Genomic DNA, 25,393 nt, shown 5'->3' with positions numbered 1-25,393 from the left:
GCTGCCGTGCCAGCGTTTCAGGCCGACAGGTAGTAATCGCCGAACTGATCCCGCAACCGGTTCTTGAGCACCTTGCCCGTTGCACCGAGCGGAACCGAGTCGACAAACACAACGGCATCGGGCTTCCACCACTTCGCAAGCCGGCCGTCAAAAAACGTGAGCAGTTCGTTCGGGACGAGTGCGCTGCCAGGCTTCTTTACGATCAGCAGCAGGGGCCGCTCGTCCCACTTCGGATGCCTCGCGGCGATGCATACCGCCGTCGTGACTTCGGGGTGCAGGTACGCGATGTTTTCGATGTCAGTCGAACTGATCCATTCGCCACCGGACTTGATGACGTCCTTGCTGCGATCTGTAATCTGCATGAAGCCGTCGGGATCGATCCTGGCCACGTCGCCGGTCGGGAACCAGCCGTCGCGCAGCGGCGGTGCGTCGTCACTGCCGAAATATTCCCGCGTGACCCAATGACCGCGCACGAGAAGGTCGCCCGTTGCGGCGCCGTCCCATGGCAATGCCTCGCCTTCCAGGTCGACGATTTTCATGTCCATGCCGAATACCGGGCGACCCTGCTTCGCCTGAAGTGCGTAGCGCTCTACCACCGGCAGAGATACCTGATGTGCCTTGAAACTGCAGATCGTTCCGACCGGACTCAATTCCGTCATGCCCCATGCGTGCACGACATCGACGCCATAGCGCTCCTGGAACGCTGTCGTCATCGCTGTCGGGCAGGGCGCGCCGCCGATAATCGTGCGCTTCATTGACGAAAACGAACCCGTGATCGCGTCGACATGTGCAAGCAGTCCCTGCCAGACTGTCGGCACGCCGGCCGACAGCGTGACCTGTTCATTCTCGATCAGCTCATGGAGCGACTTGCCGTCCAGCGCCGGCCCTGGAAACACCAGCTTCGCACCGACCATGCAGGCGATATAAGGCAATCCCCACGCGTTCACATGGAACATTGGCACGACGGGGAGGATCACATCGCGGGCCGAACAATTCAGCGAATCCGGCAGCGCCGCGGCGTAGGTGTGGAGCAGGGTCGAGCGGTGGCTGTATAGCACGCCTTTAGGATTGCCTGTCGTACCGGACGTGTAGCACAGCGACGAGGCGCTGTTTTCGTCCAGCAACGGCCAGTCGAATGCGTCACTGTGACCGTCGACGAGATCGTCGTAGCACAGCAGTGTCGCCGACAGGCCATGGTTGCGCGGCATGTGCGCGCGATCGGTCATTGCAACGAAGACCTTCGGGCTCCTGACCCGCGGCGCGACGCTCTCGATCAGCGGCAGAAACGTCAGGTCAAAGAACACCACGCGATCTTCCGCATGTTCGATGATGTACGCGAGCTGGTCGACGTGCAGCCGCGGGTTGAGCGTGTGCAACACGGACCCGGACCCCGACACCGCGAAGTACAGCTCCATGTGCCGGTAGCCGTTCCATGCCAGCGTCCCAACCTGCTCACCGGGCTTGATGCCGAGGCCTGCCAGCGCGTTTGCCATGCGGCGCGCGCGTTGCGCAAGATCCCTATACCGATACCGGTGAATGTCGCCTTCGACCCGTCGCGACACGATTTCCTGTTCGCCGTGATGGCGTTCAGCATGCGTGAGCAGCGAAGCGACCAGCAGCGGTTGTTGCATCATCAAACCTTGCATCCTTGTTCCCCTGAATGGCTGTGTGTTCCCGCGCGGCCCGGATCACGATGCCGCATTGCACGCCGGTGCCGGCGCGGGACTGGCGACTGGATCCTCGAGACTCACGAACAGCTTTCCGTCGATGGTCCGGACTGGGAATGTCGTCAGGCTCAACCCACTTACGCCCGGCATGCGACCGGTGCGGAGGTCGAAGCGCAGACCGTGCGCCGGGCAGCTCAGCACGCACCCGTCAAGGTGGCCGTTTGCGATCGAGGCCCCCTGGTGGGGACACGCGTTGTCAATCGCGTGGATCGTGCCGTCGATGTTAAAAATGACAACGCCGCGGCCATTGATGAAAGCCAGTTTTCGCTGGCCTGGTCCGAGTTCATCGACCGTGCCAACCGGTATCTGATCAGACGAGTTCATGGATCAGTGTCTCCGCCATGGGCCATTCACCAAACCCTGCGGCCGGATTCAGGTGACCGACTTCGCCAAGGTCGACAAGACGGCTACCCCAGTGTTTCGCCATCGCCGCCACACGCTCGAACTGCGCAAGCGGATCGTTGCGGCTCGCGCCGACGATGCTCGGAAACGGCAGCGGCTTTCGTGGAATCGGATGCCAGCCGTTCCCGGCCAGCGCATCGATGTCCGGATAGCCCGCCGGCAGCGGCGTCTCGAGGTCGGCGGGAGCGGCGAGCAGCGCACCGTGAATCTTGCGGCTGTGCTGCTCGGCCCAGTGCACCGTAATCATCACGCCTGCACTGTGCGCGACCAGGATCACCGGGCCATCGATTTTCGCGAGGGCAGCATCGAGCGCCGCAACGCGCGCAGCGCAACTGAGTTTGTCGTGCTCGAGCGGTGGCACCGAGGCCGCCTTGGGCAACTTCCGCTCCAGCAGCGTTTGCCAGTGCTCCGCGACGTGGTCGCGCAAGCCGGGCACCATCAGAATGGTCGGCGTCGTATCGAGAGTCATGAAGCGATCCCATGCGGGTGGTTGCGGTCCGATCAATACGGCTTGTCGCCGATAATTCCGGCGCGCTCCATCTTGCGGTGACACGGCGGGTAGTCCATCACCGCATAGTGCTGCGTGCTGCGGTTGTCCCAGATCGCGATGCTGTTAGGTTTCCAGCGCCAGCGGACCTGGTACTCGGGGATGTAGGCCTGGCTGATGAGATAGCGAAGCAGTTCACCCGCACCCGGATTGGCGTCCTGCCCGAAGCGCACGCGCGTCGGCGTGTGGTAATTGGTGAAATGGGTGGTGAAGGCGTTCACGAACAACACCTTCTCGCCGGTCTCCGGATGCGTGCGCACGACCGGATGCTCCGCGTCAGGGAATTGCGCTTTAAGAGCGAGACGTTTTTCGATCGGCATTGCGGCGCCGAAGCTCGCCTCGATGCTGTGGCGGGCGCGGAGGTCCGCGATCTGGGTCTTGACGTGGTCCGGCAGGTTCTCGTAGGCGAGGACCATGTTTGCCCACATCGTGTCGCCGCCGACTGGCGGGCACTCCACGCAGCGCAGGACAGCGCCGAACTGCGGCGCCTCGCGCCAGGTGGCATCCGCGTGCCACGCGTTTTCATACCGGTCGTTGGGCTGGTCCGGGTTCTTGTAGATGCGCACGAGGCCCGGATGTTCCGGGTCGCTGCCGGCGACGGGATGGTCTTCCAGCGCGCCGAAACGGCGAGCGAATGCGACGTGCTCGCCGCGCGAAATGTCCTGATCGCGCAGGAACAGCACCCTGTGCTCCAGCAGCGCCGCCCGGATTTCGGCAAACAGGCTGTCATCGTGAATGGCATCGGCGAGATTCACCCCCACCAGTTCGGCACCGATGGCACACGTCAATTGTTCGACTCGCATGACCTGCTCCTCAGATAACGAAGACCGACGAGCCGGTCGTCTTGCGCGATTCGAGGTCGCGGTGGGCTTGCGCCGCGTCCTCCAGTGCGTAACGCTGGTTGAGTTCGATCTTGATGCGGCCTGCGGCGACATGCCCGAAGAGTTCGCCGGCAAGTTCGTTCTTCTCGACGGGGTCGGCAATGTAGTCCGCCAGCGCGGGCCGCGTCAGGTAGAGCGAGCCCTTCATCGCCAGCATCTGCGGATTGAACGGCGGGATGGGCCCGGACGCCGTGCCGACGCATACCATCAGGCCACGGCGCCTGAGCGAATCGAGCGACGCCTCGAAGGTATCCTTGCCGACGCTGTCGAACACGACGTCCACGCCCGTTCCGTTGGTCAGTTCGCGCACACGCTTCGCGACATCTTCCCGGCTGTAGTAGACGATATGATCGCAACCATGCGCGCGGGCCACCTCGCCCTTGGCCTCGTTCGACACCGTGCCGATCACGGTGAGACCCAACAATTTCGCCCATTGCGACACGATCAGACCGACACCGCCGGCGGCGGCATGCAGCAGGATGGTGTCGCCCGCCTTGAAGTCGTGAATGCGGCGCATCAGGTACGAGGAGGTCAGGCCTCGCATCGTCATGCCGGCAGCTGTTTCGCAGGAGATCGCATCAGGCAGCTTGATGAGCGACGCGGCCGGAATCAGGCGTTCTGTACTGTAAGCGCCTAGCGTGTTGAGAAAGCCGGTGTAGGTCACGCGATCGCCGACGGCGACGTTGGTCACGTCGGGACCGATGGCCTCGACCACACCTGCGGCCTCAACACCCATGCCCGCAGGCAGCGGTACGGGGTACAGGCCGGTGCGGAAGTAGGTGTCGGCGAAATTCAAGCCCACTGCCTCATGGCGCAAGCGAACCTGTGCGGGACCGGGGTCGCCCACTTCAACGTTTTCATAGCGCAAGACTTCGGGACCGCCGGTTTCATGGAAGCGCACTGCTTTTGCCATGTCAAATCTCCTATTCATTACTCGAACTGCAAATTTATTTCGCCTGTGAAGCGCTGCCCGATTTGTTCTCAGGCGCACTTGTCAGGTCTAAAGCTCGCGGGTGACCGTCGAGTCAGCTCCCGGCCTGCTCGCGCAGGGCACTCAAGCGATCGAGGTCGACGCCATAGTTCCGCTTGCCGATGAAGAAGGCGACTGCCGCGACGAGAGGTGCGAACGGCACGAGTTGCAACGCGCCGAGCAACCCGATCCGGTCGGCCACGATGCCCGTCAGGACCGCAGCAGGTGCCAACCCCAGCAGGTTGTTCGCCAACGTCAGGGTGGCAAACGCCGATGCATGGATCGATGGTGGGGTGAGGTTCGCCACCATCGCACCCGAGGGGCCGGTCGCACCGGCACAGAAGAACATGCCGGCGCCGATCACGACGAGCTGTGCCGGACCCGCCGGCATGCGGAAGCCGATTGTGAGCAGCACGAAGCAGATCAGGCAGAAGGCGACGGCGGTGCTCCACTTCCTTTCCCGCGCATGCTTGCTGAGCCGGTCGGCCAGGTTTCCGCACACCACCATGCCGAACGCGGTGGCCAGCACGAACACGGCCGCGCCCATGGCCGCGTTGCCGGCAGGCATGCCGTAGTAGCGATTCAGGAAGCTGGGCATCCACGCCCACACAGCCGCCGGAACCAGCAGATGGATGCCGCTGCCGACGTAGGCACACACGACCGACTTTGTCGAAAAGAGTCCTTGGATCAACGTGCGCAAGCTCATGCACACACCGGCGCCCTGTGCCTGACGACCCACGTTAGCCGGCTGCAGCGGCGCGAGTCGCTTTTCGGTGATGGCAAACCGGTAGAAAACGACCAGCATGATGCCAAGCGCCGCCATTGCGCCGAACGCCGCGCGCCAGCCGAAGTGAGCCGCGACGGCACCGCCTAGCGCCATGCCCAGCACTGAACCAAACGCCCCGCCAGCCATGAAGGCGGCTGTGAGCGTGGCGCGCAGTCGCGCCGGAAAGATGCTGAGGACGACCGCGATGCCGACGCTGCCGTAGGCGGCTTCACCGATACCGACGAAGGCGCGCGCGAGCAGCATCTCGCCATAGTTCGTCGCGAGCGCGCAGCCGAGCGTCGCGAGACTCCACATCGCCGCCATCAGGACAATGCTCTTCACGCGGCCCCAGCGGTCGGCGAGTACCGACAGCGGAAAGGTGAGCACGCCGACCATCAGCGCGACCACGCTGCTGAGCGAACCGAGCCGGGTGTCGGAAAGGTGCCATGCCGCCTTGAGCATCGGAAACACCGCATTCAACACCTGCCGCGACATGTAGTCGGATAGCAGCAACCCCACCGTCAGGACGAATACCACCCACGCATACGCGGGTACGCCTTTTTGCGTTGTCGAAATATCGCCTGTCATGGGCTCGGCATGCGTGAACATGAGTTGTCTCCTTCGTGTCCAGCTCGTTGGCGACCGCCTTTGCCCTACAGGACAAAGGCAGTCTTTATGGATACTGCAAAACTCTCCCCGGCCTGGCCGGCGAGCCCTGCCTTTGAAGCGCGGCGTCCGCTAAACGTCAGCCGCGCTTCAATCCCTTACGCCGCGCGCAACGGCAGGTTCTTCACACCGGCTTTGCGATTCGGCGCCATGCCGTTGGCCGCGAGTGTCTCGTCCACCGTCTTGTACTGCACGCCAATCTTGTAGATTTCGCGCGCTTCTTTGCCGCTCGCGATTTCACGGCCCAGTTCGCGCGCCACGCGCACACACTGCTCGATCTGCTGCACCGAGCTCATGCGATTGCCGTGCTGGTCAATGATCGTGTCCTCGATGCCGCAGCGCGGATGCAGGCCCATGGCCATCGCCATCATGTTGAACGGCAGCACGTTCTTCAGCAACGACTCGGCTGTGATCGTGCCACCGTCCGGCGCACGGTGGACGAAGTTGAAGAAGTTGTGCGGGTTCGGACCGTCGAAGCCACCGCCGATGCCGATCCACGTCAGGTTCAGCGGCCCCTTGTAGACGCCCTTGCGCACCAGGCGGTCGAGCGTTTCGAGTGCATGGATACCGGTAAGCTGGAAGTGCGGCTGGATGCCCGAGGCCTGCAGGCGGCGCAGATGCTCCTCAACCCAGGCCGGACCCGCGGGCACGGTCATTTCGCTGTAGGCGGCCATCAGCGCAGGATTGGACAGCGACGTGCCTTCCAGGTACTCCGGATAGAGCAGCTCCATGATGTTCATCTGCGTGGTGTTGATCGCGACCGTCACCTGATCGGGCTTCGGGTCGAGATCGGCTAGCATGTGACGCGTGTCGTCGGACAGCCACTTCGCGGCCTGGCCGTCGTCTTCCGGTGCAAACGAGATCGAGCCACCCACCTGGATGATCATGTCCGGCACGGCCGCGCGCACACCGGCGATCAGTTCGTTGAACTTCGACAGCCGCTTGGAGCCCTTGCCATCCAGTTCGCGCACATGCAGGTGCAGCACGGTCGCGCCGGCCTCGTAGCAATCGACGGCCTTCTGGATCTGCTCCTGCATCGTTACCGGAATGTCTTCCGGAAAGTCCTCGGGCATCCATTCCGGGCCGTACGGAGCGGTTGTGATGACAACCTTGTCCTGGTTCTCAGGGTGCAGCGAATCGTCGAGGAATTGCATCGTGTTCTCCAATATGAGTACGGTGTTCCGACGCTCGCGACACGGCTGGCCGCATGAAAACTGGTCGGAACATGATGAACCGTTGAGATCCCACGATACGGCAATCCTGCGCTACACTTTTATGATATGGCGCCATTCTTTTAGCTTTTCATGCCACTACGCGTTAACACCGGTGCGTGCGGCAGACGCTTCAATATCAGACGCAGGAAGGCCGCCTGCGAGGCGTACGCGGAGACAAAGCGATGGAAACGATGTTGCGCTCGGTAGCCATGAGCGGCTATTTCGATGTGACGCGGCGGGTCGGACTGAACCCGGTCGAGCTTGCACAGCAGGTCGGGATCGATACCGCGGCGCTTGCGAATCCGGACGACCGCATTCCGGCAACCGCCGCGTGCCGGCTGCTGGAACTGACGGCCGAAAAGGCGTCATGCCCAACTTTCGCGCTGCAGATGGCCGAGACCCGCCAGAAGTTCGGTACCGGTGTGATCAACGTCCTGCTCGCGCACAAGCGCACGCTGCGCGAGGTACTGCTGGCCACGGCTGAATACCGGCATCTCTTGAACGAAGCCCTGGCTGTGTATGTCGAGGACGTGGGCGAAACGGTTACCATCCGCGAAGAACTGGTCGTCGAACCGGGTACCCCGACGAATCAGGCGATCGAGCTCGCGGTCGGTGTCCTCTGGCGCCACTCCAGCGCTCTGCTTGGCGATCACTGGAAACCACGCTCGGTCCATTTTGTTCATCAGGGACCGAAAGACCTGACGTTTCATCGACGGTTCTTCGGCTGTCCACTGGAGTTCGGCAGCGATTTCAACGGCTTCGTGTGTGCGGCCGCCGATCTCGACTACCCGAATCCCTCCGCTGACCCGGAACTGGTGCGATATGCCGAGAGCCTCGCGGATTCACTCAATGTGACCGGTGTCGATTCGACCGCGTTGGAAGTGCGCAAGGCGATCTACTTGTTGCTGCCCGTCGAGCAGGCCAGCGTCGAACTGGTTGCCCGCCATTTACGTCTGAGCGTTCGCACCATGCAGCGCCAACTTGAACTTGCGCATACCAGCTTCTCGCGTCTGGTCGAGGAAGTGAGAGGGGAACTTGCCGTGCGCTATATGAGCAACCCACGCTATCCCATTGGGCGGGTTTCCGCACTGCTTGGCTATTCGCAGCAGGGCTCTTTCACAAACTGGTTTAGTTCACGCTTTGGTGTGACGCCGCGTGACTGGCGCAACAGCCATTTGAAATGATCGCGCTGGCCGGGTTGATCGGCTTCATTAAATCAACCCGTTTTCACCGGCCGCGTCCCCCAAAACAACACCGCCTCAATCGCGAAGAAAGCAACGAGCGGCACAATCGCGCCCACCATCCCCGCGATCTCACGCCCGAATTGGCTCGTCACGTACAGCAACACGATCATGCTGACCGCCATACCCGGCGCCCCGAGTCCGCGCAGCGCAGCGCTGCGATGGTAGCCGAGCCAGAATGCGCCTCGCGCGACGATCCAGACCACAGTCGTCGCCACGACCGCGCGCATGGACGAACCATCGGGGCAGTAGGCTGCCAAGCCGAACAGCGCCGCTGCGAACACGATGATCTGCTCAACCGTGTTCTGCAGGTATCGTTGATTGACGCGCAACCTGCGTGTCTCGAAGGCCGCCAGTGGATCGAATGCGGGCGAGGTCAATCGTTCGTGCGCCACGGCTTCGATGCCTGTCACCAGGCAGAACAGCACCGCGACACAGCAGCATTTGAGCGTCAGAAGCATCCGCGCGCCGAGGCTGTCCATGCCCGGCAGCGGCGACATCAAAAGATCGATGCCGAACCAGAGCCCCGAGGCAAACAGCGACGCGACTGCGATGCCGACAATACCGACGCTGCGCTGCTGTCGAAAGTCGGGCGCGTGATAGGTCGGGTCGGTCATGGATTTTTCCTCCGGGCGTTTCATACGGGGGCATCAGCATTGGCCACCCGCGGAAGGATAAACCCACTCCTTTAGACGAGCGCAATTTTGCCGGTGGCGAGGTCGTACATGCCGCCGACAATGTCGATCTTCTTGCTCTCGTAAAGTTGCTGGACGATCGGCGGTGAGCGCTTCAGTCGAGCCATTTGCCGTCGCACGTTCTCGGCGGCCGCGTTGTCCAGCAAGTTGCCGGTCTTCGTTTTCTCGGCGGCGATGACGGCAGGCTTGATCGCTGAGATGAGTCCCGGCAAATGGCCGGGAAGGACCGCTTTGGCCTTCAACACTTTGATTGCGGCATCGACCGCACCGCATCCGGTGTGGCCCAGCACCATGATGAGCGGCACCCCCAGGAACTGCGCGCCGTATTCGAGAGAGGCAAGCAGATCCGGGTTCACGACATTGCCCGCGACGCGTAAAACGAAGAGATCGCCCGGCCCCTGATCGAACGCGAACTCCGGCGCTACGCGCGAGTCGGCGCAACTCAGGATCGTGGCGATCGGATACTGTGCTTGCACACGGGCGGCACGACCTGATGAAAAGTCGCGCTCGTTCGGCGCGTTGGCGGCGTAGCGCGCGTTGCCATCCATGATTCGCTTCAACGCGTCCGCAGGCGGGATCGAGTTCGGCGGTGGCGATGCGCCGGGTGCCGGCGGCTCGGCCGCGAGGGCGGCGCTCACGCTCCACGGCAGGAGTGCCGCGAGTGCGCCAGTCTTCAGGAAATCCCGGCGCGATACTTGAGGCTCGTGCTGCGCATCACCACAGACATCACACATTTGAATGTCTCCGTCATTGCTGGGCGCATCCGGCCGCAAACAGGCGCCTTGCCGCATCGCAACGCAAATGGCACAGGTCACCTGCTATGTGCACCTCACGCGGTGGTCCAGCGCCACGCGGCGGATCAACCAATGTGCATAGATTTGAGTCTATACCGTCGTCAGGCGCAGTGTCCGGAAAATCCCGCGGCTGCGGGGAGCGGGCCGCCCTTACGCGAACGTCACGCGGCGCGACGCCGAGGTCGACGCCGAAGCCGAAACCGAGGCCGACGCGAACGGTGTACCGCCGCTAGCTTCAGCGTCGTCCACCTGGAATGCAGCGGCGGCGCGTTGCAGGCTCATCGCCTGCTCCTTCAGCGACTGCGCCGCGGCCGCCGCCTGCTCGACGAGCGCCGCGTTCTGCTGCGTCATGCTGTCCATCTGCGTGACCGCGAGATTCACCTGATCGATGCCGGCGCTCTGTTCCGCCGCGGCCGCCGCGATCTCCTGCACGACACCGGTCACACGCATGATCGCGTCGCGCGCTTCGTCGATCGTCGAGCCGGTGTTTTCGACCAGCGTCGCGCCACTGCCGACGCTGCCCACCGCATGACTGATCAGCTCGCGGATTTCCTTCGCCGCGGTCGCGCTACGCTGAGCGAGGCTGCGCACCTCGCTCGCGACGACTGCGAAGCCGCGACCCTGCTCGCCCGCGCGTGCCGCTTCGACCGCTGCATTGAGCGCAAGAATGTTGGTCTGGAACGCGATGCCTTCGATCGTCGCGATGATCTCGACCATGCGGCCCGATTCGTTCGAGATACCCTTCATCGCCGCGACGGCCTGCGTGATCATGTCGCCGCCACGGTTCGCGATTTTCGCGGCGCCGGCCGCAAGCTCGCTGGCGGTGCGCGCGTTATCCGCAGTCTGGCGGACCATCGCCGTCATCTGCTCCATGCTCGACGCCGTTTCCTGCAATGAGGCCGCCTGGTTCTCGGTGCGCGACGACAGGTCCGCATTGCCGTTCGCAATCTCGTTCGCGCCGCACGCGACGTTGTCGGATGCATGCTTGATCTGACAGATGGTGCTGGTCAACGCGTCACGCATCCGCTGCATTACGTGCAGCAGGCTCGACGTGTCGCCGTCGCGCGTGCGGATCGCCACGGTCAGGTCGCCCGATGCGATCGCGTCCGCCACATTCGCCGCGTAGGCCGGATCGCCGCCGACCGTGCGTGCGATGCTGCGGTTCGTCACCGCGACGAGCGTCACGAGCACCGCCGACACCGCCAGGAAGATCGCGCCGATCAGCCACAGCGACGCCATGAACGCAGCGTCGATGTCGTCGACATAGGCGCCGGTCGCGATGATCCAGTCCCACGGCGCATAGCGCACCACGTAGCCGATCTTGCCGACCGCCTGTGTCGACGCCGCGCCCGAATGCGGGAACACGTAGTCGACGAAGCCGCCGTCCGGCGCCTGCGCAGCCGAGGCGAACGTCACGTAATGGTGGCGGCCATCGGCATCGGCGCTGCCCGCGAGATCTTTGCCTTCGAGTGCCGGTTTGATCGGATGCATCACCATCTGCGGCTTCGAGTTGATCACGAGGAAGTAGCCGTCTTCGCCGTAGCGGACGCCGCGCAGTCGTTCGAGTGCCTGCTTGCGGGCATCGGCCTCCGGTAGCGCGCCGCTTTGCGCCAGCGCCGCGTACTCCGTCACGATGCTGAGCCCGACGTGAGCGATATTCGTGAGGTCGTGCTTACGTTCCGCAATGCGCGTCTCGCGCGACTGCCACGCCGCCGATACGGAGACGGCGAGCAACGCGACGAGGCTGATGATCAGCGGCAGCCACAGCTTCTGCTTAAAACTGAGCTTGTGCATCCTGAGTCCTCGAGCAAACGAATGGAAATCGCGCAGGGCTGCCGCGCGAAGTGGCACGTGAATGGGCGCGCCGGGCGGCGCCGGTGGACTGTCCGGCGTCCTTCCAGGTGGTTCCTGCTCGAGTTATCGGCGGATGCGAGTGAAAGTTTTGTACTGTGAAACCCTCGGTTAACAGCGTGCCGCTGCCTCTAGCCCGGCTTCGCGCAGAAAATGCGTGATTGTCTCCTCGATCACCGATCTGGCGAGACCTTGCACGATAAACACGAGCCGAGTCGTGTGATCGTCGTCAGGCCACGCTTCGAGCCGCAATGGTTCATGCAGCAACTGCTGCACACCATGGAACACGACAGGCCGGGATTCGCCGATGAAATTGCCGATTCCCTTAACCCGCAGGATCCGTTCGCCGTGATAGCCGAGCAATACGGTCAACGCGGTTTCGAATGCCTGCATCGGCAATGCTTGCGAGTAAGTCAGGCAGAAGCTGTCGATGTCCGGATGGGCCACGCGTGACGCCGTCGCGCCACGCATCAGCAACTTGCGCGGCGCAGGCTCGGCGCGCAACCAGGGCCGCAAGGCACGCGGCGTCAGGATGTCGAGCAACTGTTGCACGTCAATCTCGCCGTTGCGCACCGGAATGCGTGGCGCACCCGGATTCAGCGCCTCAAGCGCCGCCTCGAGGTCTGCCAGCGCAGCCGCATCGACCAGTTCAGCTTTAGTCAGCAACAGCCGGTCGGCCACGGCCACCTGCTGACGCGACTCCTCATGCCGGGCAAGTTGCGCGGCGCCGTGTTTCGCATCGACGGTCGTCACGATGCCATCGAGCTGCAAACGACCTTCAAGCGCCGGGTCACCCAGCAGCAACGAGATCACCGGACCGGGCCGCGCGAGCCCCGTGGTCTCGATCAGAATTCGCTCGAAGGCGGGAATCTCGCCGCGCGTGCGGCGCTGCAGCAGATCGGTCACGGTCGCAGCCAGTTCGTCGCGCACGCCGCAACACAGGCAGCCGTTTTCCAGCAGGGCGATGGTTTCATCGCGTGAGGTGCTGACGAACAGATGGTCGAGACCGATCGCGCCCAGTTCATTGATCACCACCGCACACCGGCCCAGCGCGGGTTGCGGCAGCAGGCGATTAAGCAACGTGGTCTTACCCGAACCGAGAAAGCCCGTCAGCAACGTCAAGGGAATCGCAGCAGATTGCATGGCAGCTTTTCCTGACACTCAAATAACCTGCAGGTCTTTGCCGACGATGATCTGTCCGTCGAAATGTTTGCGCGCATCGGCGGCCCACATCTCGTCGGTAATCGCGGGGTCGCCGCCCGGCACGAAATGGCTCAGCACCAGCGTCTTGACGCCCGCCGCCGCGGCGATCTTGCCGACCTGCTCCGTGCTGGTGTGACTCTTCATGAGGTGATCGAGCAGCGTCGGCGCGTTGTCGACGGTCTTCATCAGCTTTTCGAGCGCAGGCAAGTACATCACTTCATGCACCAGGACGTCGGCGCCTTTGGCGAACTCGGCAAGCGCCGGGTAATAGGTCGTGTCGCCGGAGAAAACGACGGTGCGGTCCCGCGTTTCGAAGCGGTAAGCGAACGCCGGCTTGATCGTGTAGTGATCGACCAGTGTCGAGGTGACGCGTACGCGGTCGTCTTCCATCACAAGGCGCGGGCCGTCGAATTCATGGATGTTGATCAGTGGGCGGAACGGCGGGCGGCCTTCTTCGCGCATGCGCACGTCGAGGTCGATCGCGTTCATATCGACAAAGTCGTCGATCATCTTTGTCATGCGTGGCGGCCCGTACAGATTGACGGGCGTACGCAGGCCGGTGGCCCAGGCGAGGAACACGAGGTTGCCGAGGTCGGCGTTGTGATCCGAATGATGATGGGTCAGAAAGATGTCACGGATGCCCGGCAGCTTGATGCCGGCTTTGGTCAACTGCAGCGCGACGCCGTTGCCGCAATCGACCACGTAAGGCTGACCGTCGACCACCAGGACGTTCGCTGGCGCCGCGCGCAGGTCAGAAGGCGTAGGGCCTCCCTTGGTGCCGAGCAGAATCAGTTGTGTGCCTTTTGTCGAATGTCCCGCAGCGGGTGCCGTGGTTGAGGAGTTGGCCGGTGACTGCGCGTGGGCGTCCTGCATCCACGGCAGCGCCGCAGTCGTGCCGGCTGTCACGGCAATACGCATGAAATCACGACGGGAACGTCCGAACGGCTGATCACTCATGGTTCTGTTTCTCCTGATATTTTTGGTTGAGGTCTGCTCGATTTTGCTGGGTTAATCCCCTGCGGGCAACACATCGGCCAGTATGCCCGGGATCCAGACCCTGTCCCGCCGGTTACGGTCTGTCGCTGCTCCGGGACAAAATATGTCCTTGAGAGGCGCATAATCCTAGATGAATTGCGTTCCGTTCGTCGGCGGACGCGCTGCAAGCTGCACGCCCTTTACCTGCAACGCTAGTGGACTGACAAGAATCCTCAATACAAAGGAGTTCGAAAATGACACTTAACGGCGCGACTCCGATCGAACCAATCAACATTGGTCAATTGAAGATTCAGTACCTGATTGACGGAACTGCTACGGGCGGGATGGGTGTTTTCGAACTGACTGTGGGACCGGGTTCACAAGTCCCACCGCCACATAGCCACACGCGCAACGAAGAGTGCGTCTACGTGCTGGAGGGCATGCTTCGATACTCGGTCGACGGAGTAGTCCGAGACCTGGTGCCAGGAGAATGGATGTTTACTCCGCGTGGGTCGGTTCATCACTTCAGCAACCCGCACAATGACGCGGCCCGCGCGCTGATCGTCCTTACGCCCGATATAGGCGCTCAGTATTTTCGTGATGTCGGAGCAATCGTAAGCGCAGGCGGACCGCCCGACCGCTCAAAGCTTATCGATGTCATGTCGAGGTACGGGCTGGTGCCGGCGGCTAAAACCGGTCTGCCCTGAACGGGCGGGTATCCACAAGGGTCGCCTCGCCGGTCATCATCTCCGCGATCAGCCGTCCTGTCACCGGACCCAGCGTCAGCCCGTGATGCGCATGACCAAATGCAAACCACAAACCCTTGTGCTTTGCCGCCGGTCCGATGATCGGCATCATGTCCGGCGTACATGGGCGGCGGCCCATCCACGGTTCGGCGTCCAGACGCCCAGCAAGCGGGAACAGCGTGCGGGCCGAGGGCTCGACGGCGTCAAGCTGGTTGGGTGTCTTCGGTGCATCGTGCAGCGCGATTTCGGCGCCGGTCGTCAATCGGATACCTTTGGCCATCGGCGCCAGCAGGTAACCGCGTTCGACATCGAGGACCGGGTGATTCAGACGCGCGCCTGGCTGCGCGCCATAGTGCATGTGATACCCGCGCTTGGTGCCGAGCGGCAGGCGATAGCCCAGCCGTGAACTGAGTTGATCCGACCACGGGCCCAACGCGACCACCGCCGACGATGCCACGATGGTGCCCGCCGATGTATCTACCGCCCAATGATCGCGCAACGTATTCGCATCGCCGATGAAATAACGCCCGCCTAGCTGCTCGAAGTATTCTGCGTAAGCGGTGACGAGTGCGTTCGGGTCACTGACGGAATCGGATGCCGTGTAGCGCAACGCGCCGATCAGGCTGCGATCGAGATCGGGCTCCATCTGTTGCAAACTCGCCGCGTCGAGCGATTCGAATTCGACGCCGTATTCGCGATGCCACTGCTCGACAAGCCGTGTCTCACTGTCGCGAACTGCTTCAGTGCGGAATACCTTCATCCAGCCGATCGGGCGCAATAATGCGCTCGCGCCGGCATCGGCGGCTAACGCACGATGCTCGCTCACACAATGCTCGATCAGCGTCGAATACGACCTCGCGATCGCCGCATGCCTCACCGGATGAGAATTGCGCCAGTATTGCCATAGGAACGGTGCGGCCTTGAGCATCGCGTTGGCGTGAAATCGAACCTCCGGCGACCGGTTGCGCGCGTATCGCATCAACGTGCCGAGTTCGCGCGGAAACGCATACGGATACACGCCCTCGCGCTGGATCAGCCCCGCGTTGCCAAACGACGTCTCGTTGCCGGGCGGCTTGCGATCGACCAGCGCAACCCGCTGGCCGCGCTTCTGAAGATGGACGGCGACGCATACGCCGACGATGCCCGCGCCAAGAACGACGGTATCGAATTTCATCATGCTCGTGAGCTCACAGACTGACGATTACGCCGACAGTGCCGTCACCGCGACTTCGACATCGCAACCCGGTTTCATCAGCAGCGCCTGGACGCAGGCTCGAGTCGGCGCGTGGCCGGCAGGTACCCACGCGTCCCACACCGCGTTGAATTCGGCGAAGTGCTTCGGATCGCTCAGCCAGATATTCGCCGACAGCAGGCGTGTACGGTCAACGCCGGCCGCTTCGAGTAGCGTGTCAATACGCGCGAGGACTTCGTTGGCCTGTTCGGTCACGGAGACGTTGGCCGTATCAGGCACCTGGCCGGCCAGATACACCACGCCGTTGGCGATCACCACCTGGCTCATACGCGCATTCGTTTGCAGACGTTTGATTGAGTTCGACATATGTTTAGACCGTTGAAATGCCGGCGCCATTCGGGCCGGACTCATTGAAAAGAGGCGGCGCCGTCACGATCGACTTCAGCGACGGATCAGCCTGCGTGAGCTTTGACAGATCGGGACGCGGCCGGCGCAAGACCGGCGACTGATCGAAGACCTGTTCCAAGGCGTGCGCGACGGCGAGCGTTTTACGATCACCGTGAAACGGGCCGACGATCTGCAAGCCGAACGGCATGCCCGCATGATCGACCCCGCAGGGCAGCGACACGGCGGGATGCGTCGTGAGCGTGACGACGTACGTCAGCGCGAGCCAGCGATAGTAGTTGTCCTGTTCGCGTCCATCGATCTGCGCTGCGTACAGTTGTTGCCAGGGGAACGGTGAAATCGGCGTGGTGGGCGAGAGGATCACGTCGTACTGTTCGAACGCACTCTGGAAGCGTTTGAAAATACGGGTCTGCTCGGCTTGTGCCCAGGCGCTGTCGCCGAGGCTCATGCTCGCGCCCATTTCGTAGTTCGCCCGCGTGTTGGGTCCGAGCAGGTTCGGATCGCGCGTATAGGCATCGTGCAAGCCGGCGACGAAGCTCTCCGCGCGGATCACGTCGAAGCAACGGTGTACGTCGCCGAGATCGAAGCTCACCTGCTCGCAGGAGCGGAATGACGGCGCGATCAGCGCGATGCGCTCGCGGAACACTTTGCGGATTTCGTCGTCGACGTCGCAACTGCCGAAGTCTTCAGTCCAGCCGACTCGCAGCGAGCCGAGGTCGATATCGTCAGGCCGCGCGAAGGCCAGCGGATCGACGTGAAAGCTGAGCGGATCGCCGGCAGAGATGCCCGCGGTTGCCGCGAGCTGCAGGCAGGCCTCGGCGACGGTACGGCCCATCGGCCCGACCACCGAGATCGGCGACCAGCCGACCAGCTTGCGCGAATTCGGCACGAGGCCGGGCGTCGGACGAAAACCCACCACGCCGCATTTCGACGCCGGAATCCGCAAGGATCCGCCGGTATCGGAACCGGTGCAGACCGGCAGCATGTCGCACGCGAGCGCGGCGGCCGAACCGCCTGACGAGCCTCCCGCGTTCAGTGTGGTGTTGAAAGGATTGCCCGTTGCGCCCCATACCGGATTGCGCGTATTGGCGCCCGCGCCGAGCTCCGGCACGTTGGTCTTCGCGGTGACGATCGCGCCGGCGGCGCGCAGGCGCTCCACCAGCACCACGTCTTGCGTGGGAACGTTGCCGCGCGACATGGGCGAGCCATAAGTCGTCAGCAGACCGGCTGTATTTTCGAGGTCTTTGACGCCGAGCGGCAAGCCATGCAGCAAACCGAGCGCTTCGCCGTCGAGCACCTGCTTTTCGGCGCGCTTCGCGGCTTCTCGCGCGGCCGGGAAGTCCGTCGCGGTCACGGCATTGACTGCGGGATTGATTGCCTCGATACGCGCAATGCAGGCGTCGAGCAGTTCGACCGGCGAAATCTCTTTCGCGCCGATCATGCGGCGCAGCTCAACGGCGCTGCGTCCAACCAGTTCATTATCGTGACTCATTGCATCCTCGATTCATCAGGCGAGCGCTTCGCCCGTACGGTCCTTCAGCCAGATTACCGGCACCAGCGAGATGGCGCACGCGGCGGCCACATACCAGGCCGGCGCGAGCGGGTTGCCGGTTTGCGCGACCAGCCAGCTTGCGATGAACGGCGAGAAGCCGCCAAAGAACGATGCGCTCACTACGTAGGTCAGCGCAATACCCGTTGCGCGGACATGCTTTGGAAAGAGTTCCGGGATCATCACGAGCACCGGCACGATCTGCCCCGCGACAAACACGGCGAGTACGGCCGATACGATGCACAGCGCGGTCATCGACGGATGCGCGCTGAGGAAGGCAAAGGCTGGATAGACGAGCAGCAGCATCACGACGCGCGAAATAACCAGTACGCGCTTGCGGCTGAAGCGGTCCGCGAGCATGCCGGCCAGCGGCGCCGCCGCGAACAATACAAGCGAGCTGACAATGCCCGACGTGACAGCCGCGGTGGAGGAGAGATGCAATGTACGCACCGCGTGGCTCGGCAGGAAAAACGCCGTGATGTAGACAGACACGGAGCCGCCCAGTTCAGCAAACGTGCCGAGTATGGTGAGGTTCAGATGCGTGGTCAGCGCCGCTTTTAGCGCGCCGCGCGGCGGCGCTTCGCCTGGCTTGCGCTCGGCGAGCGTTTCTTCGAGCCGCTTGCGGATCAGCATGCCGGCCGGCGCGGCGACGATGCCGAGCAGGAAAGGAATCCGCCAGCCCCAGTCGAGGATCGCCTGTTTGGGCAGCGTGGCGTTGATCAGCGTGGCTACTAGCGCCCCGAGCACTAGACCGGCCGCAGTGGCCGCGAAGTTCCAGCTGGCGAAGAAGGCGCGCGTGTTGTCGGTCGCATATTCGACCAGCAGGGTGGTGCCCGGGCCGAACTCGCCGCCTGCGGCGAAGCCCTGGATCAGGCGCGCGCTCAGCACGATCAACGGCGCGGCGAGCCCTGCCACGGCGTAGGTCGGCGCACAAGCGATCATCGCGCAACTGAGCGCCATCAGCATGATGGTGAGGACCATCGCCTTCTTGCGGCCCGCGCGGTCCGCGTAGGCGCCGATCACGATGCCGCCCAGCGGCCGCACCACGAAACCTACGCCGAACACGCCGATCGACAGCAGGAACTGATTGACCGGCGAAGCGCCCGGAAAGAACAGTTGCCCGATCTGGATCGCGAAAAAACTGTAGATCGTGAAGTCGTAGAATTCGAGCGCTGTGCCGATCGTGGTGGCGGTGATAACGTGGGTTTTCGTCAGACCGGACTTACTCAGAGCAAGGGTAGACACGATAGGGTTCCCACAGAAAGGGTGGAATCGACGTGAGTTATCATATACGAGAAAAAATAAATTCTCGTATGTGAGAAAATTTTCTGTGGAAGTGAGTGAAATGGCCAAAGCAGCAGTGAGGGACAACCAGGCCGAGGCGCCGCATGAGAGGCACGAGGTGCATGAGGCGCCGCCTGCGCTCGACCACAAACTCGTAGGCGGCCATTTGCGGCAGGCGCGCAAGGCGCGCGGGCTGACGCTGACGGAATTGTCCGAGCGCTCCGGCATCGCCGTGTCGACGATCTCAAAGGCCGAGCGCGGCGATATCGCCCTGACTTACGACAAGTTTGCGGCGCTGGCACATTCGCTTGAACTGGAGTTCGACGCGATTTTCAGGCGCAGCCGCAAACTCAATCAGCCGGCGCGCGTGATGAAACCGTCCTTTACGGCGAACGGCAAACAGGAGATCTACGATACGCCGAATTACGAGTACGGCATGCTCGCCAACAATCTGACCGGCAAGCGGATGGTACCGATGCGCGCACACATTCGCGCCCGCGCCGTCTCGGACTTCCCGGAGTACATCCGGCATTCAGGCGAGGAGTTCGTCTTTGTGCTGGCAGGCCAACTGGAATTGCGCTTTGAAAAGGGCAAGTCGTTCAAGTTGATGCCGGGCGATAGCCTGTATTTCGACAGCTCGATTGGGCATGTTTACCTGAGCCTCGGCAAGGAAGATGCGGAGGTGTTGGTGTGCTGCGTAGATACGGATGAGCATCGGCCGAATGACGCCATCTGAGCGGCGTGTCGCAACTCGGGCGCTGAGCCGCTATTCGGCCAGCGCCGCGAGCAATTGATTCTTGACGATCGCGGTGGCCAGTGGCTGCCGCCCGAATTCATACCATCCGATATGCCGGCGCCACGCCGTGCCCGGAATCGGCCTCACCGATAGCAGCGGATCTTCGTCCCAGGCGGCGTGCCGCAAACGCGGCACGATCGACACGCCCACGTTCTGCCGCACCAGATCCGCGATCGCGGCGATCGAATTCATTTCCAGAATAGGGTTGACCTCGGCGCGCAGCCGCCGAAGCAGGCTCGCCACATGGGTGCCTGTCAGCGATGCGGCTTCGAAGCCGATGAACGGATGACGCTTAAGCAGTGAGGTCACCGACGCATCGTCGGCGGCGATCGCCGGATTGACCAGCAATACCAATGGTTCGTCGTAAAGGCGCTCCCACAACTCGGGTAGCGTGGTCACCCGGGGTTCGCTGACGATCACCGCCGCATCGATTTCCCCGGCGCGCACCTGGCGCCCCAATTCGGCGCTGTCGCCGTGCGTGAGACGTACCTTCAGGCCAGGGTAGGAAACCCTCAGGTGGATCACGTTGGCCGCCAGAAACCCCATTGACGACGCGGTCGAGCCGATCGTGATCGAACCTTCGATGTTGAGTTTGTCGGCCACGCCGCGCAACAGCGAGTCGTACGCGGCCACCACCATGCGCGCCTGCTCGATGATCGAACGGCCGGCATCGTTCAACTGGATGCTGCGCCCGCTGCGGTCGAACAACTGCCGCTGACACACGCGCTCCAGCGTACGCATCTGCGCGCCGACCGCGGCGTGCGTGAGCGCCATGCGATCGGCAGCCGCCGCCATGGTGCCGTGTTTCTCGATGGCGAGAAACGTCCGCAGCATTCGAATTTCACTCATGCGGGATCTCCTTCAGGGCCCTCGGGATGTGCTCGGATTGCACGATTTTTTCCCGTCTCCGCGCGTTGCATGATCGCACGAAACGAAAATTTTTCTTTCCTTTTGGTAAAGAAAATAACGCTTTTTATTTTGTTTGTGGCCAATGAAAATCGATCTGTCACAAATCAGGCCGATGGCGTCAGCGCGGGCTTAGTTCCGCTTCATGTCGTCGGTGGCAGCCAGGGTGAGGAGTCCCACACATGTCGCAAATCCAGCAGTTTCCATTCGTCAGCGTGTCCGGCAAACCGTATGAGCGCGGTTTGCAATATGGCCGTGCGGCGGCGGCGCGGGTGCGCCTGAGCGCATCCCGCTACGGCCAGACGCTGCGCAATCTCGGCTACAGCGAAGCGTCGCAGACGGCGCTGATCCGCTCGCTCGAACAGGTCATCGGCGAATTTCAACCGGAGTACCTGGACGAGATGCGCGGCATCGCCACCGGTGCGGAAGTGCTGTTCGAAGACATCGTGATGATCAATGCCCGTACCGAGGTGCTGGCCAAGGCGCGAGCCGAAATGGCGCTGCAAGCCGACGACGAAGACGGTTGTACCGGCGTGCTCGTGCTGCCGTCGCGCACGTCGACCGGGCAGTTGATCCATGCACAGAACTGGGACTGGAAGGCCGATTGCGTCGATACCGGCATCGTCTTGCGCGTACGCAACGATAACGGCCCCGATTTCCTGACCTTCGTTGAAGCGGGCGGCCTCGCACGCAGCGGGCTCAATGCCGCGGGCGTGTCGATCACCGCGAACTATCTCGAGTCCGAGCGCGACTTCACGCAACTGGGCGTGCCGCTGTCGTTGCTGCGCCGGCGCGTGCTGGAAGAGCCGGTGTTTGCGAACGCGTTGCGGGTGATCGCCACCACGCCGAAATCGTGTTCGAACAACATCATGCTCGGGATGGCCGAGGGCTTCGGCATCGATTTCGAATGCGCGCCGAACGAAGCTTTCCCGATCTATCCCGACGACGACCAGATGATCGTGCATGCGAATCATTGGATCAGCCCGGTCGCCCGCACCAAGTTGCTGGATACCGGTTGCGAGAGCTCACCGGACAGCTATTACCGCGACTGGCGCGTACGTCAGTTGCTGACGGCCGCACCGAAGGTGGATCGCGATGCGGTCAAGGCCGCGCTGTTCGACGCGTTCGCCACGCCGTTTTCGGTGTGCCGTCCGCCGCGTCCGGGTACACGTCACACGATGACCGCGACGGTCGCGATGATCGTCATGGTGCCGGCCGCTGGGGAAATGGATGTCGCACCGATGCCCGCGCTCAATCGCATCTTTACCCGTTACAGCCTGCACCACGAGCCGCTCGCCGAAGCGGCTTGAGCTGTGAACAAACACGCGTGCCTCGCAGCGCGAGGCATACACGACACCGCTGAAATCGTCAGAGAGGAATGACAGATGTTCGAAGCAGAGACGCGATCCGCTCCGGGTCACGAGAAAGCGCAGGCGCTGTACGACCTGGGTTCGACCACCGTGTACGCAAGTCGCCACGATTCGCGCTTTCCGTATGTGCTGTACGTGCCGCCCGAAGTCCTGACACCCGGCAACGATGTGGAACTGGTCGTCGTGATGCATGGCACGGGGCGTCAGTTCACGCAGTATCGCGATGCGTTCGCGCCTTTCGGCCGTTGGAACCGATGCATCGTGCTGTGCCCGTTGTTTCCGGTGGGCGTGCGCGGCGATGGCGAGCGCAGCGGCTTCAAGCGCCTGATCGAAGGCGACATCCGTTACGACAAAGTGCTGCTCGACATGGTGACCGAAGTGGGCGAGCGTTATGGCAAGCACTTCGACAAGTTCGCACTGTTCGGCTATTCGGGCGGTGGGCAGTATGTGAACCGCTTTGCGTACGCGCATCCGGAGCGGCTCTGGGCCGCGTCGATCGGCGCACCGGGCAACGTCACCGTGCTCGATGACACGAAAGACTGGTGGCTAGGCACGGGCGGTTTCGAGCGCCATTTCGGCAAGCCGTTCGATCTGGCCACCTTGCAACGTGTGCCGGTGCAGATGGTGGTGGGCCGTGCAGATCTGGAAACCTGGGAAATCACGGTATCCGAAGATAGCCCGATGTATATGCCAGGTATCAACGATGCCGGCGCGACGCGCCCGGAACGGCTGCGTACGCTGAAGGCGTCGTTCGAGGCCGCCGGCATTCGCGTGCGTTTCGATGAGATGGCGAATATCGCCCACAACGGCATGCAGGTCGTCGAGGTGGTTCAGGAGTTCTTTGCGCAGACGTTGCGCGCCCTGCGGGCCGGAGGATAAACACATGAACGCCCAAAGCGACTCAGGGAAGGTCTGGAAAACCATCGTATCGACGGTGATAGGAGGCACCTTCGAGTGGTTCGACTTCATGGTGTACTCCTATTTTTCGAGCACAATCGCACGGGTGTTTTTTCCTAACGTCGATCGCAGCAGTGCACTGCTGCTAACGTTCGCGACCTTCGCGGTCGGTTTCCTGGTCCGTCCGATCGGCGGCGTGGCGATGGGCATGGCCGCGGACCGGGTCGGGCGGGTGAGGGTACTGTCGTGGATCATGGTGCTGATGTCGGTGGGCTCGCTGATCCTGGGGCTGACGCCGGGCTTCGCGACCCTTGGGCTCGTCGCGCCTCTGCTGGTGGTGATCGGCCGGCTGGTGCAGGGCTTCGCGGTGGGCGCGCAATTCGCGCTGTCGTCGGTGACGATTTACGAGGTCGCGCCGTCCAACCGGAAGATGTTTTACGGCAGCTTCAATATGCTGTCGATCGGGATCGCAGCGATGTTGTCTTCGGGATGCAGTTACCTGCTGTCGCGTCACCTGTCGCATGCGGAACTGGATAGTTGGGGATGGCGCGTGCCGTTCATGATCGGCGCGCTGGTCGGGCCAATCGGCTTCTACATCCGCCATCATGTCGCCGAATCGGATGAATTCAACCGCTTGCAGGCGCGCCCCGCGGCACGGGCGCCTATGGGCGAGCGGCTACGCGATTTCGTGCGTGAGAACGGCGATGCCGTCGTGTGCGCGATGGGCGTGATGATCGCCGGCACGTCGCTGAATTATGTGTGGAATGCCTATCTGCCGACCTACGCGCAGATTCAGTTGCATCTGTCGCTCAGTTCGTCGCTGCAAGGGATATTCGTCACGAGTATCGTGATGTGCGTTCTGTCGCCGGTATTCGGCATGGTGGCGGACCGTGTCGGCGCGTATCGGCTGTTCTTTTTCTTTATCGTGGGCTGGCTGATCTGCGTCTTTCCGTTGTTCGCGTACTTACTGGCCGACCCCACCGAGAACCGTCTGATGATCGTACGGGTTGTCGGCATCCTATTCCTGACGCTGCAAGGCGCCGCGCATCCAGGGATGCTGGTCAAGATTTTCACCGTGCAGGGGCGCTCCACCGGCGTGGCTATTTCGTATAACACCTCGGTCATGCTGTTTGGCGGGTTGGCGCCGTTCTATATCTCGCTGGTGGCGCGTTTCACGGACGGGCACTTCATTCCGCCGAGCTACCTGCTCGGTACGGGGTTGCTAGCGATCACGCTGGTGCTCGCTTCGCGCACCGGGCGGCGGGTGTTGCAGGAGGATCGGCTGGAGCGCCGGCAACGGCGTGCGGCACGCGAGGCAAGTATGCAACGGGCGAATTCGGGCGATCCGGCGGCTTAGCTCGCGCGGACTGGCCGCGCCTGCGGCGTTTCTCACCGTCCGGATCGACGAAGACACCCTCAGACAGCCAGATGGTTTCTAATGTCCAGCCGCCATCAATACGGCGCTGAACAAATCAGACTTGCACGCGTCCGCCATCAACGAACAGTTCTATCCCGGTGATATAGCTGGCATCGTCGGAGGCGAGAAAGGAAACCGCCTTGGCGATTTCATCGGTGCTGCCGACACGGCCAAGCGGTGTCGTTTCGGCAACCTCCTTGCAATAGGCTTCGATCTGTTCGTCGCTCAGCTTGAGTTCGGTCTTGTACGCAGGCGTGACGACGACACCTGGCGCGACCACATTGACGCGGATGTCGCGGCCTTTGAGATCCGATGCCCAGGTGCGTGCGAAGGAGCGCAAGGCAGCCTTGGTGGCGGCGTAGACACCGAACGCCGGTACCCCTTGTATCGATGTGATCGATCCTGTGATCACGATGGCGCTACCGGCCCGCATGAACGGCAATGCGCTCTGCACGGTTTGCAAGGTGCCTTTCACGTTGATGTCGAAGTACTTGTCGAATTGCGCTTCGGTGATCTGTCCAAGCGGGGAGAACTCGCCGCCGCCCGCATTGGCAAAGAGAATGTCTATCCGTTGATGTTCCGCGGACACCGTGTCGACGACTTTCTTAAGGTCTTCGGCCGACGAAATGTCGCCACGAATCGCGCGTGCTCCGTGCCCGATTTCAGATACCGCAGCGTCTAATTCCGCTTGGCGTCGACCAGTGATAAACACCGTTGCACCTTCGCGAGCGAGGCGTTTGGCGGTAGCGAGGCCGATTCCGGTGCTGCCGCCGGTTACGAGCGCCACCTTTCCCGCATGCTTGGTCGAATGGATGTTGTCGTAGAGAGATGTTGTCATTTCACGGTTCCTGGTTCAGTTACGTGGATCAGTGAGCCCAGCTTAGTTTAAACACCCACGC

At 62.4% G+C, this 25,393-nt stretch carries 24 protein-coding genes; 6 read left to right on the top strand and 18 right to left on the bottom strand.

The features are described from left to right. Positions 1 to 17 precede the first annotated feature (17 nt). From M0D68_RS02730 to M0D68_RS02700, 7 genes are all read right to left on the bottom strand, one after another. Entirely contained in the window at positions 18 to 1,646 is a 1,629-nt protein-coding gene (locus M0D68_RS02730) for a 3-(methylthio)propionyl-CoA ligase (protein ID WP_266223709.1), read from the bottom strand. A gap of 42 nt (positions 1,647 to 1,688) precedes the next feature. Then, a complete protein-coding gene (locus tag M0D68_RS02725; RefSeq protein ID WP_266223708.1) occupies positions 1,689 to 2,051 on the bottom strand; it encodes a Rieske 2Fe-2S domain-containing protein in 363 nt (120 codons plus the stop codon). After that, positions 2,038 to 2,598, bottom strand: a complete 561-nt coding sequence (locus tag M0D68_RS02720) for an alpha/beta hydrolase (protein WP_266223707.1) — start codon at positions 2,596 to 2,598, stop codon at positions 2,038 to 2,040. The genes M0D68_RS02725 and M0D68_RS02720 overlap by 14 nt, the downstream gene beginning before the upstream one ends. Before the next feature lie 32 nt (positions 2,599 to 2,630). Continuing rightward, positions 2,631 to 3,479, bottom strand: a complete 849-nt coding sequence (locus M0D68_RS02715) for a TauD/TfdA family dioxygenase (protein ID WP_266208912.1) — start codon at positions 3,477 to 3,479, stop codon at positions 2,631 to 2,633. A 10-nt stretch (positions 3,480 to 3,489) separates the two neighbouring features. Further along, positions 3,490 to 4,470, bottom strand: coding sequence for a quinone oxidoreductase (locus tag M0D68_RS02710; protein WP_211700081.1), 981 nt, complete (start codon positions 4,468 to 4,470; stop codon positions 3,490 to 3,492). A gap of 112 nt (positions 4,471 to 4,582) precedes the next feature. Further along, positions 4,583 to 5,902 (bottom strand): MFS transporter, encoded by a 1,320-nt coding sequence (locus tag M0D68_RS02705; protein ID WP_266223706.1) that lies wholly within the window; start codon positions 5,900 to 5,902, stop codon positions 4,583 to 4,585. A gap of 155 nt (positions 5,903 to 6,057) precedes the next feature. Next, positions 6,058 to 7,113 (bottom strand): 3-keto-5-aminohexanoate cleavage protein, encoded by a 1,056-nt coding sequence (locus tag M0D68_RS02700; protein ID WP_211700083.1) that lies wholly within the window; start codon positions 7,111 to 7,113, stop codon positions 6,058 to 6,060. 242 nt (positions 7,114 to 7,355) lie between these two features. Here M0D68_RS02700 and M0D68_RS02695 point away from each other — a divergent pair, with 242 nt between their 5' ends. Continuing rightward, the gene (locus M0D68_RS02695) at positions 7,356 to 8,357 is read left to right on the top strand and encodes an AraC family transcriptional regulator (RefSeq protein ID WP_266223705.1); all 1,002 of its coding nucleotides are present in this window, start codon (positions 7,356 to 7,358) and stop codon (positions 8,355 to 8,357) included. A 32-nt stretch (positions 8,358 to 8,389) separates the two neighbouring features. Here M0D68_RS02695 and M0D68_RS02690 read toward each other — a convergent pair whose 3' ends face one another. The 5 genes from M0D68_RS02690 to M0D68_RS02670 all read right to left on the bottom strand — a co-directional run bounded on the left by M0D68_RS02690 (position 8,390) and on the right by M0D68_RS02670 (position 13,914). Further along, complete coding sequence (locus M0D68_RS02690; RefSeq protein ID WP_266223704.1) at positions 8,390 to 9,031, bottom strand: MAPEG family protein; 642 nt, start codon at positions 9,029 to 9,031, stop codon at positions 8,390 to 8,392. Between the two features lie 71 nt (positions 9,032 to 9,102). After that, positions 9,103 to 9,882 carry a carbonic anhydrase gene (locus tag M0D68_RS02685; RefSeq protein WP_256457068.1) on the bottom strand — a complete coding sequence of 260 codons (780 nt, stop codon included), beginning with the start codon at positions 9,880 to 9,882 and terminating at the stop codon, positions 9,103 to 9,105. Positions 9,883 to 10,053: 171 nt separating this feature from the next. Further along, a complete protein-coding gene (locus M0D68_RS02680; protein WP_266223703.1) occupies positions 10,054 to 11,697 on the bottom strand; it encodes a methyl-accepting chemotaxis protein in 1,644 nt (547 codons plus the stop codon). Between the two features lie 168 nt (positions 11,698 to 11,865). Next, positions 11,866 to 12,897 (bottom strand): GTP-binding protein, encoded by a 1,032-nt coding sequence (locus tag M0D68_RS02675; RefSeq protein ID WP_266223702.1) that lies wholly within the window; start codon positions 12,895 to 12,897, stop codon positions 11,866 to 11,868. A gap of 18 nt (positions 12,898 to 12,915) precedes the next feature. Continuing rightward, complete coding sequence (locus tag M0D68_RS02670) at positions 12,916 to 13,914, bottom strand: MBL fold metallo-hydrolase (protein WP_244869857.1); 999 nt, start codon at positions 13,912 to 13,914, stop codon at positions 12,916 to 12,918. 272 nt (positions 13,915 to 14,186) lie between these two features. Between M0D68_RS02670 and M0D68_RS02665 the strand changes: the two genes are divergently transcribed. Beyond that, positions 14,187 to 14,639, top strand: a complete 453-nt coding sequence (locus M0D68_RS02665; protein WP_266223701.1) for a cupin domain-containing protein — start codon at positions 14,187 to 14,189, stop codon at positions 14,637 to 14,639. Here the strand turns inward: M0D68_RS02665 and M0D68_RS02660 are convergent. The 4 genes from M0D68_RS02660 to M0D68_RS02645 are packed head-to-tail and all read right to left on the bottom strand — an operon-like array spanning position 14,620 to position 19,069. Then, on the bottom strand, positions 14,620 to 15,852 hold the full coding sequence (locus tag M0D68_RS02660) for an FAD-binding oxidoreductase (protein ID WP_266223956.1): 1,233 nt from the start codon (positions 15,850 to 15,852) through the stop codon (positions 14,620 to 14,622). The genes M0D68_RS02665 and M0D68_RS02660 overlap by 20 nt on opposite strands. Before the next feature lie 27 nt (positions 15,853 to 15,879). Further along, positions 15,880 to 16,236: a RidA family protein gene (locus M0D68_RS02655; RefSeq protein WP_266223700.1), complete on the bottom strand. Its 357-nt coding sequence runs from the start codon at positions 16,234 to 16,236 to the stop codon at positions 15,880 to 15,882. A 4-nt stretch (positions 16,237 to 16,240) separates the two neighbouring features. Next, positions 16,241 to 17,767 (bottom strand): amidase, encoded by a 1,527-nt coding sequence (locus M0D68_RS02650; RefSeq protein WP_266223699.1) that lies wholly within the window; start codon positions 17,765 to 17,767, stop codon positions 16,241 to 16,243. Positions 17,768 to 17,782: 15 nt separating this feature from the next. After that, a complete protein-coding gene (locus M0D68_RS02645; protein WP_093636779.1) occupies positions 17,783 to 19,069 on the bottom strand; it encodes an MFS transporter in 1,287 nt (428 codons plus the stop codon). A 100-nt stretch (positions 19,070 to 19,169) separates the two neighbouring features. On the opposite strand from M0D68_RS02645, the gene M0D68_RS02640 reads away from it, so the two are divergent. Next, complete coding sequence (locus M0D68_RS02640; protein ID WP_200618967.1) at positions 19,170 to 19,844, top strand: helix-turn-helix domain-containing protein; 675 nt, start codon at positions 19,170 to 19,172, stop codon at positions 19,842 to 19,844. A gap of 30 nt (positions 19,845 to 19,874) precedes the next feature. Here M0D68_RS02640 and M0D68_RS02635 read toward each other — a convergent pair whose 3' ends face one another. Next, a complete protein-coding gene (locus M0D68_RS02635; protein WP_234487679.1) occupies positions 19,875 to 20,753 on the bottom strand; it encodes a LysR family transcriptional regulator in 879 nt (292 codons plus the stop codon). 239 nt (positions 20,754 to 20,992) lie between these two features. Here M0D68_RS02635 and M0D68_RS02630 point away from each other — a divergent pair, with 239 nt between their 5' ends. The 3 genes from M0D68_RS02630 (at position 20,993) to M0D68_RS02620 (ending at position 24,434) form a co-directional block, all read left to right on the top strand. Then, positions 20,993 to 22,120, top strand: coding sequence for a C45 family peptidase (locus M0D68_RS02630; protein ID WP_266223698.1), 1,128 nt, complete (start codon positions 20,993 to 20,995; stop codon positions 22,118 to 22,120). Between the two features lie 186 nt (positions 22,121 to 22,306). Beyond that, complete coding sequence (locus M0D68_RS02625; protein WP_266223955.1) at positions 22,307 to 23,059, top strand: alpha/beta hydrolase; 753 nt, start codon at positions 22,307 to 22,309, stop codon at positions 23,057 to 23,059. Positions 23,060 to 23,063: 4 nt separating this feature from the next. Beyond that, the gene (locus M0D68_RS02620) at positions 23,064 to 24,434 is read left to right on the top strand and encodes an MFS transporter (protein ID WP_266223697.1); all 1,371 of its coding nucleotides are present in this window, start codon (positions 23,064 to 23,066) and stop codon (positions 24,432 to 24,434) included. 115 nt (positions 24,435 to 24,549) lie between these two features. On the opposite strand, the gene M0D68_RS02615 is transcribed toward M0D68_RS02620, so the two are convergent. Then, positions 24,550 to 25,332 carry an SDR family NAD(P)-dependent oxidoreductase gene (locus M0D68_RS02615; RefSeq protein WP_093636790.1) on the bottom strand — a complete coding sequence of 261 codons (783 nt, stop codon included), beginning with the start codon at positions 25,330 to 25,332 and terminating at the stop codon, positions 24,550 to 24,552. Positions 25,333 to 25,393 lie beyond the last annotated feature (61 nt).

The organism is Paraburkholderia sp. SEWSISQ10-3 4, from assembly GCF_030464785.1.
Lineage (GTDB): Bacteria > Pseudomonadota > Gammaproteobacteria > Burkholderiales > Burkholderiaceae > Paraburkholderia > Paraburkholderia aspalathi.
The sequence above is the reverse complement of the archived record's forward strand: the minus strand, read 5'-3'. Positions and strand labels throughout refer to the sequence as shown.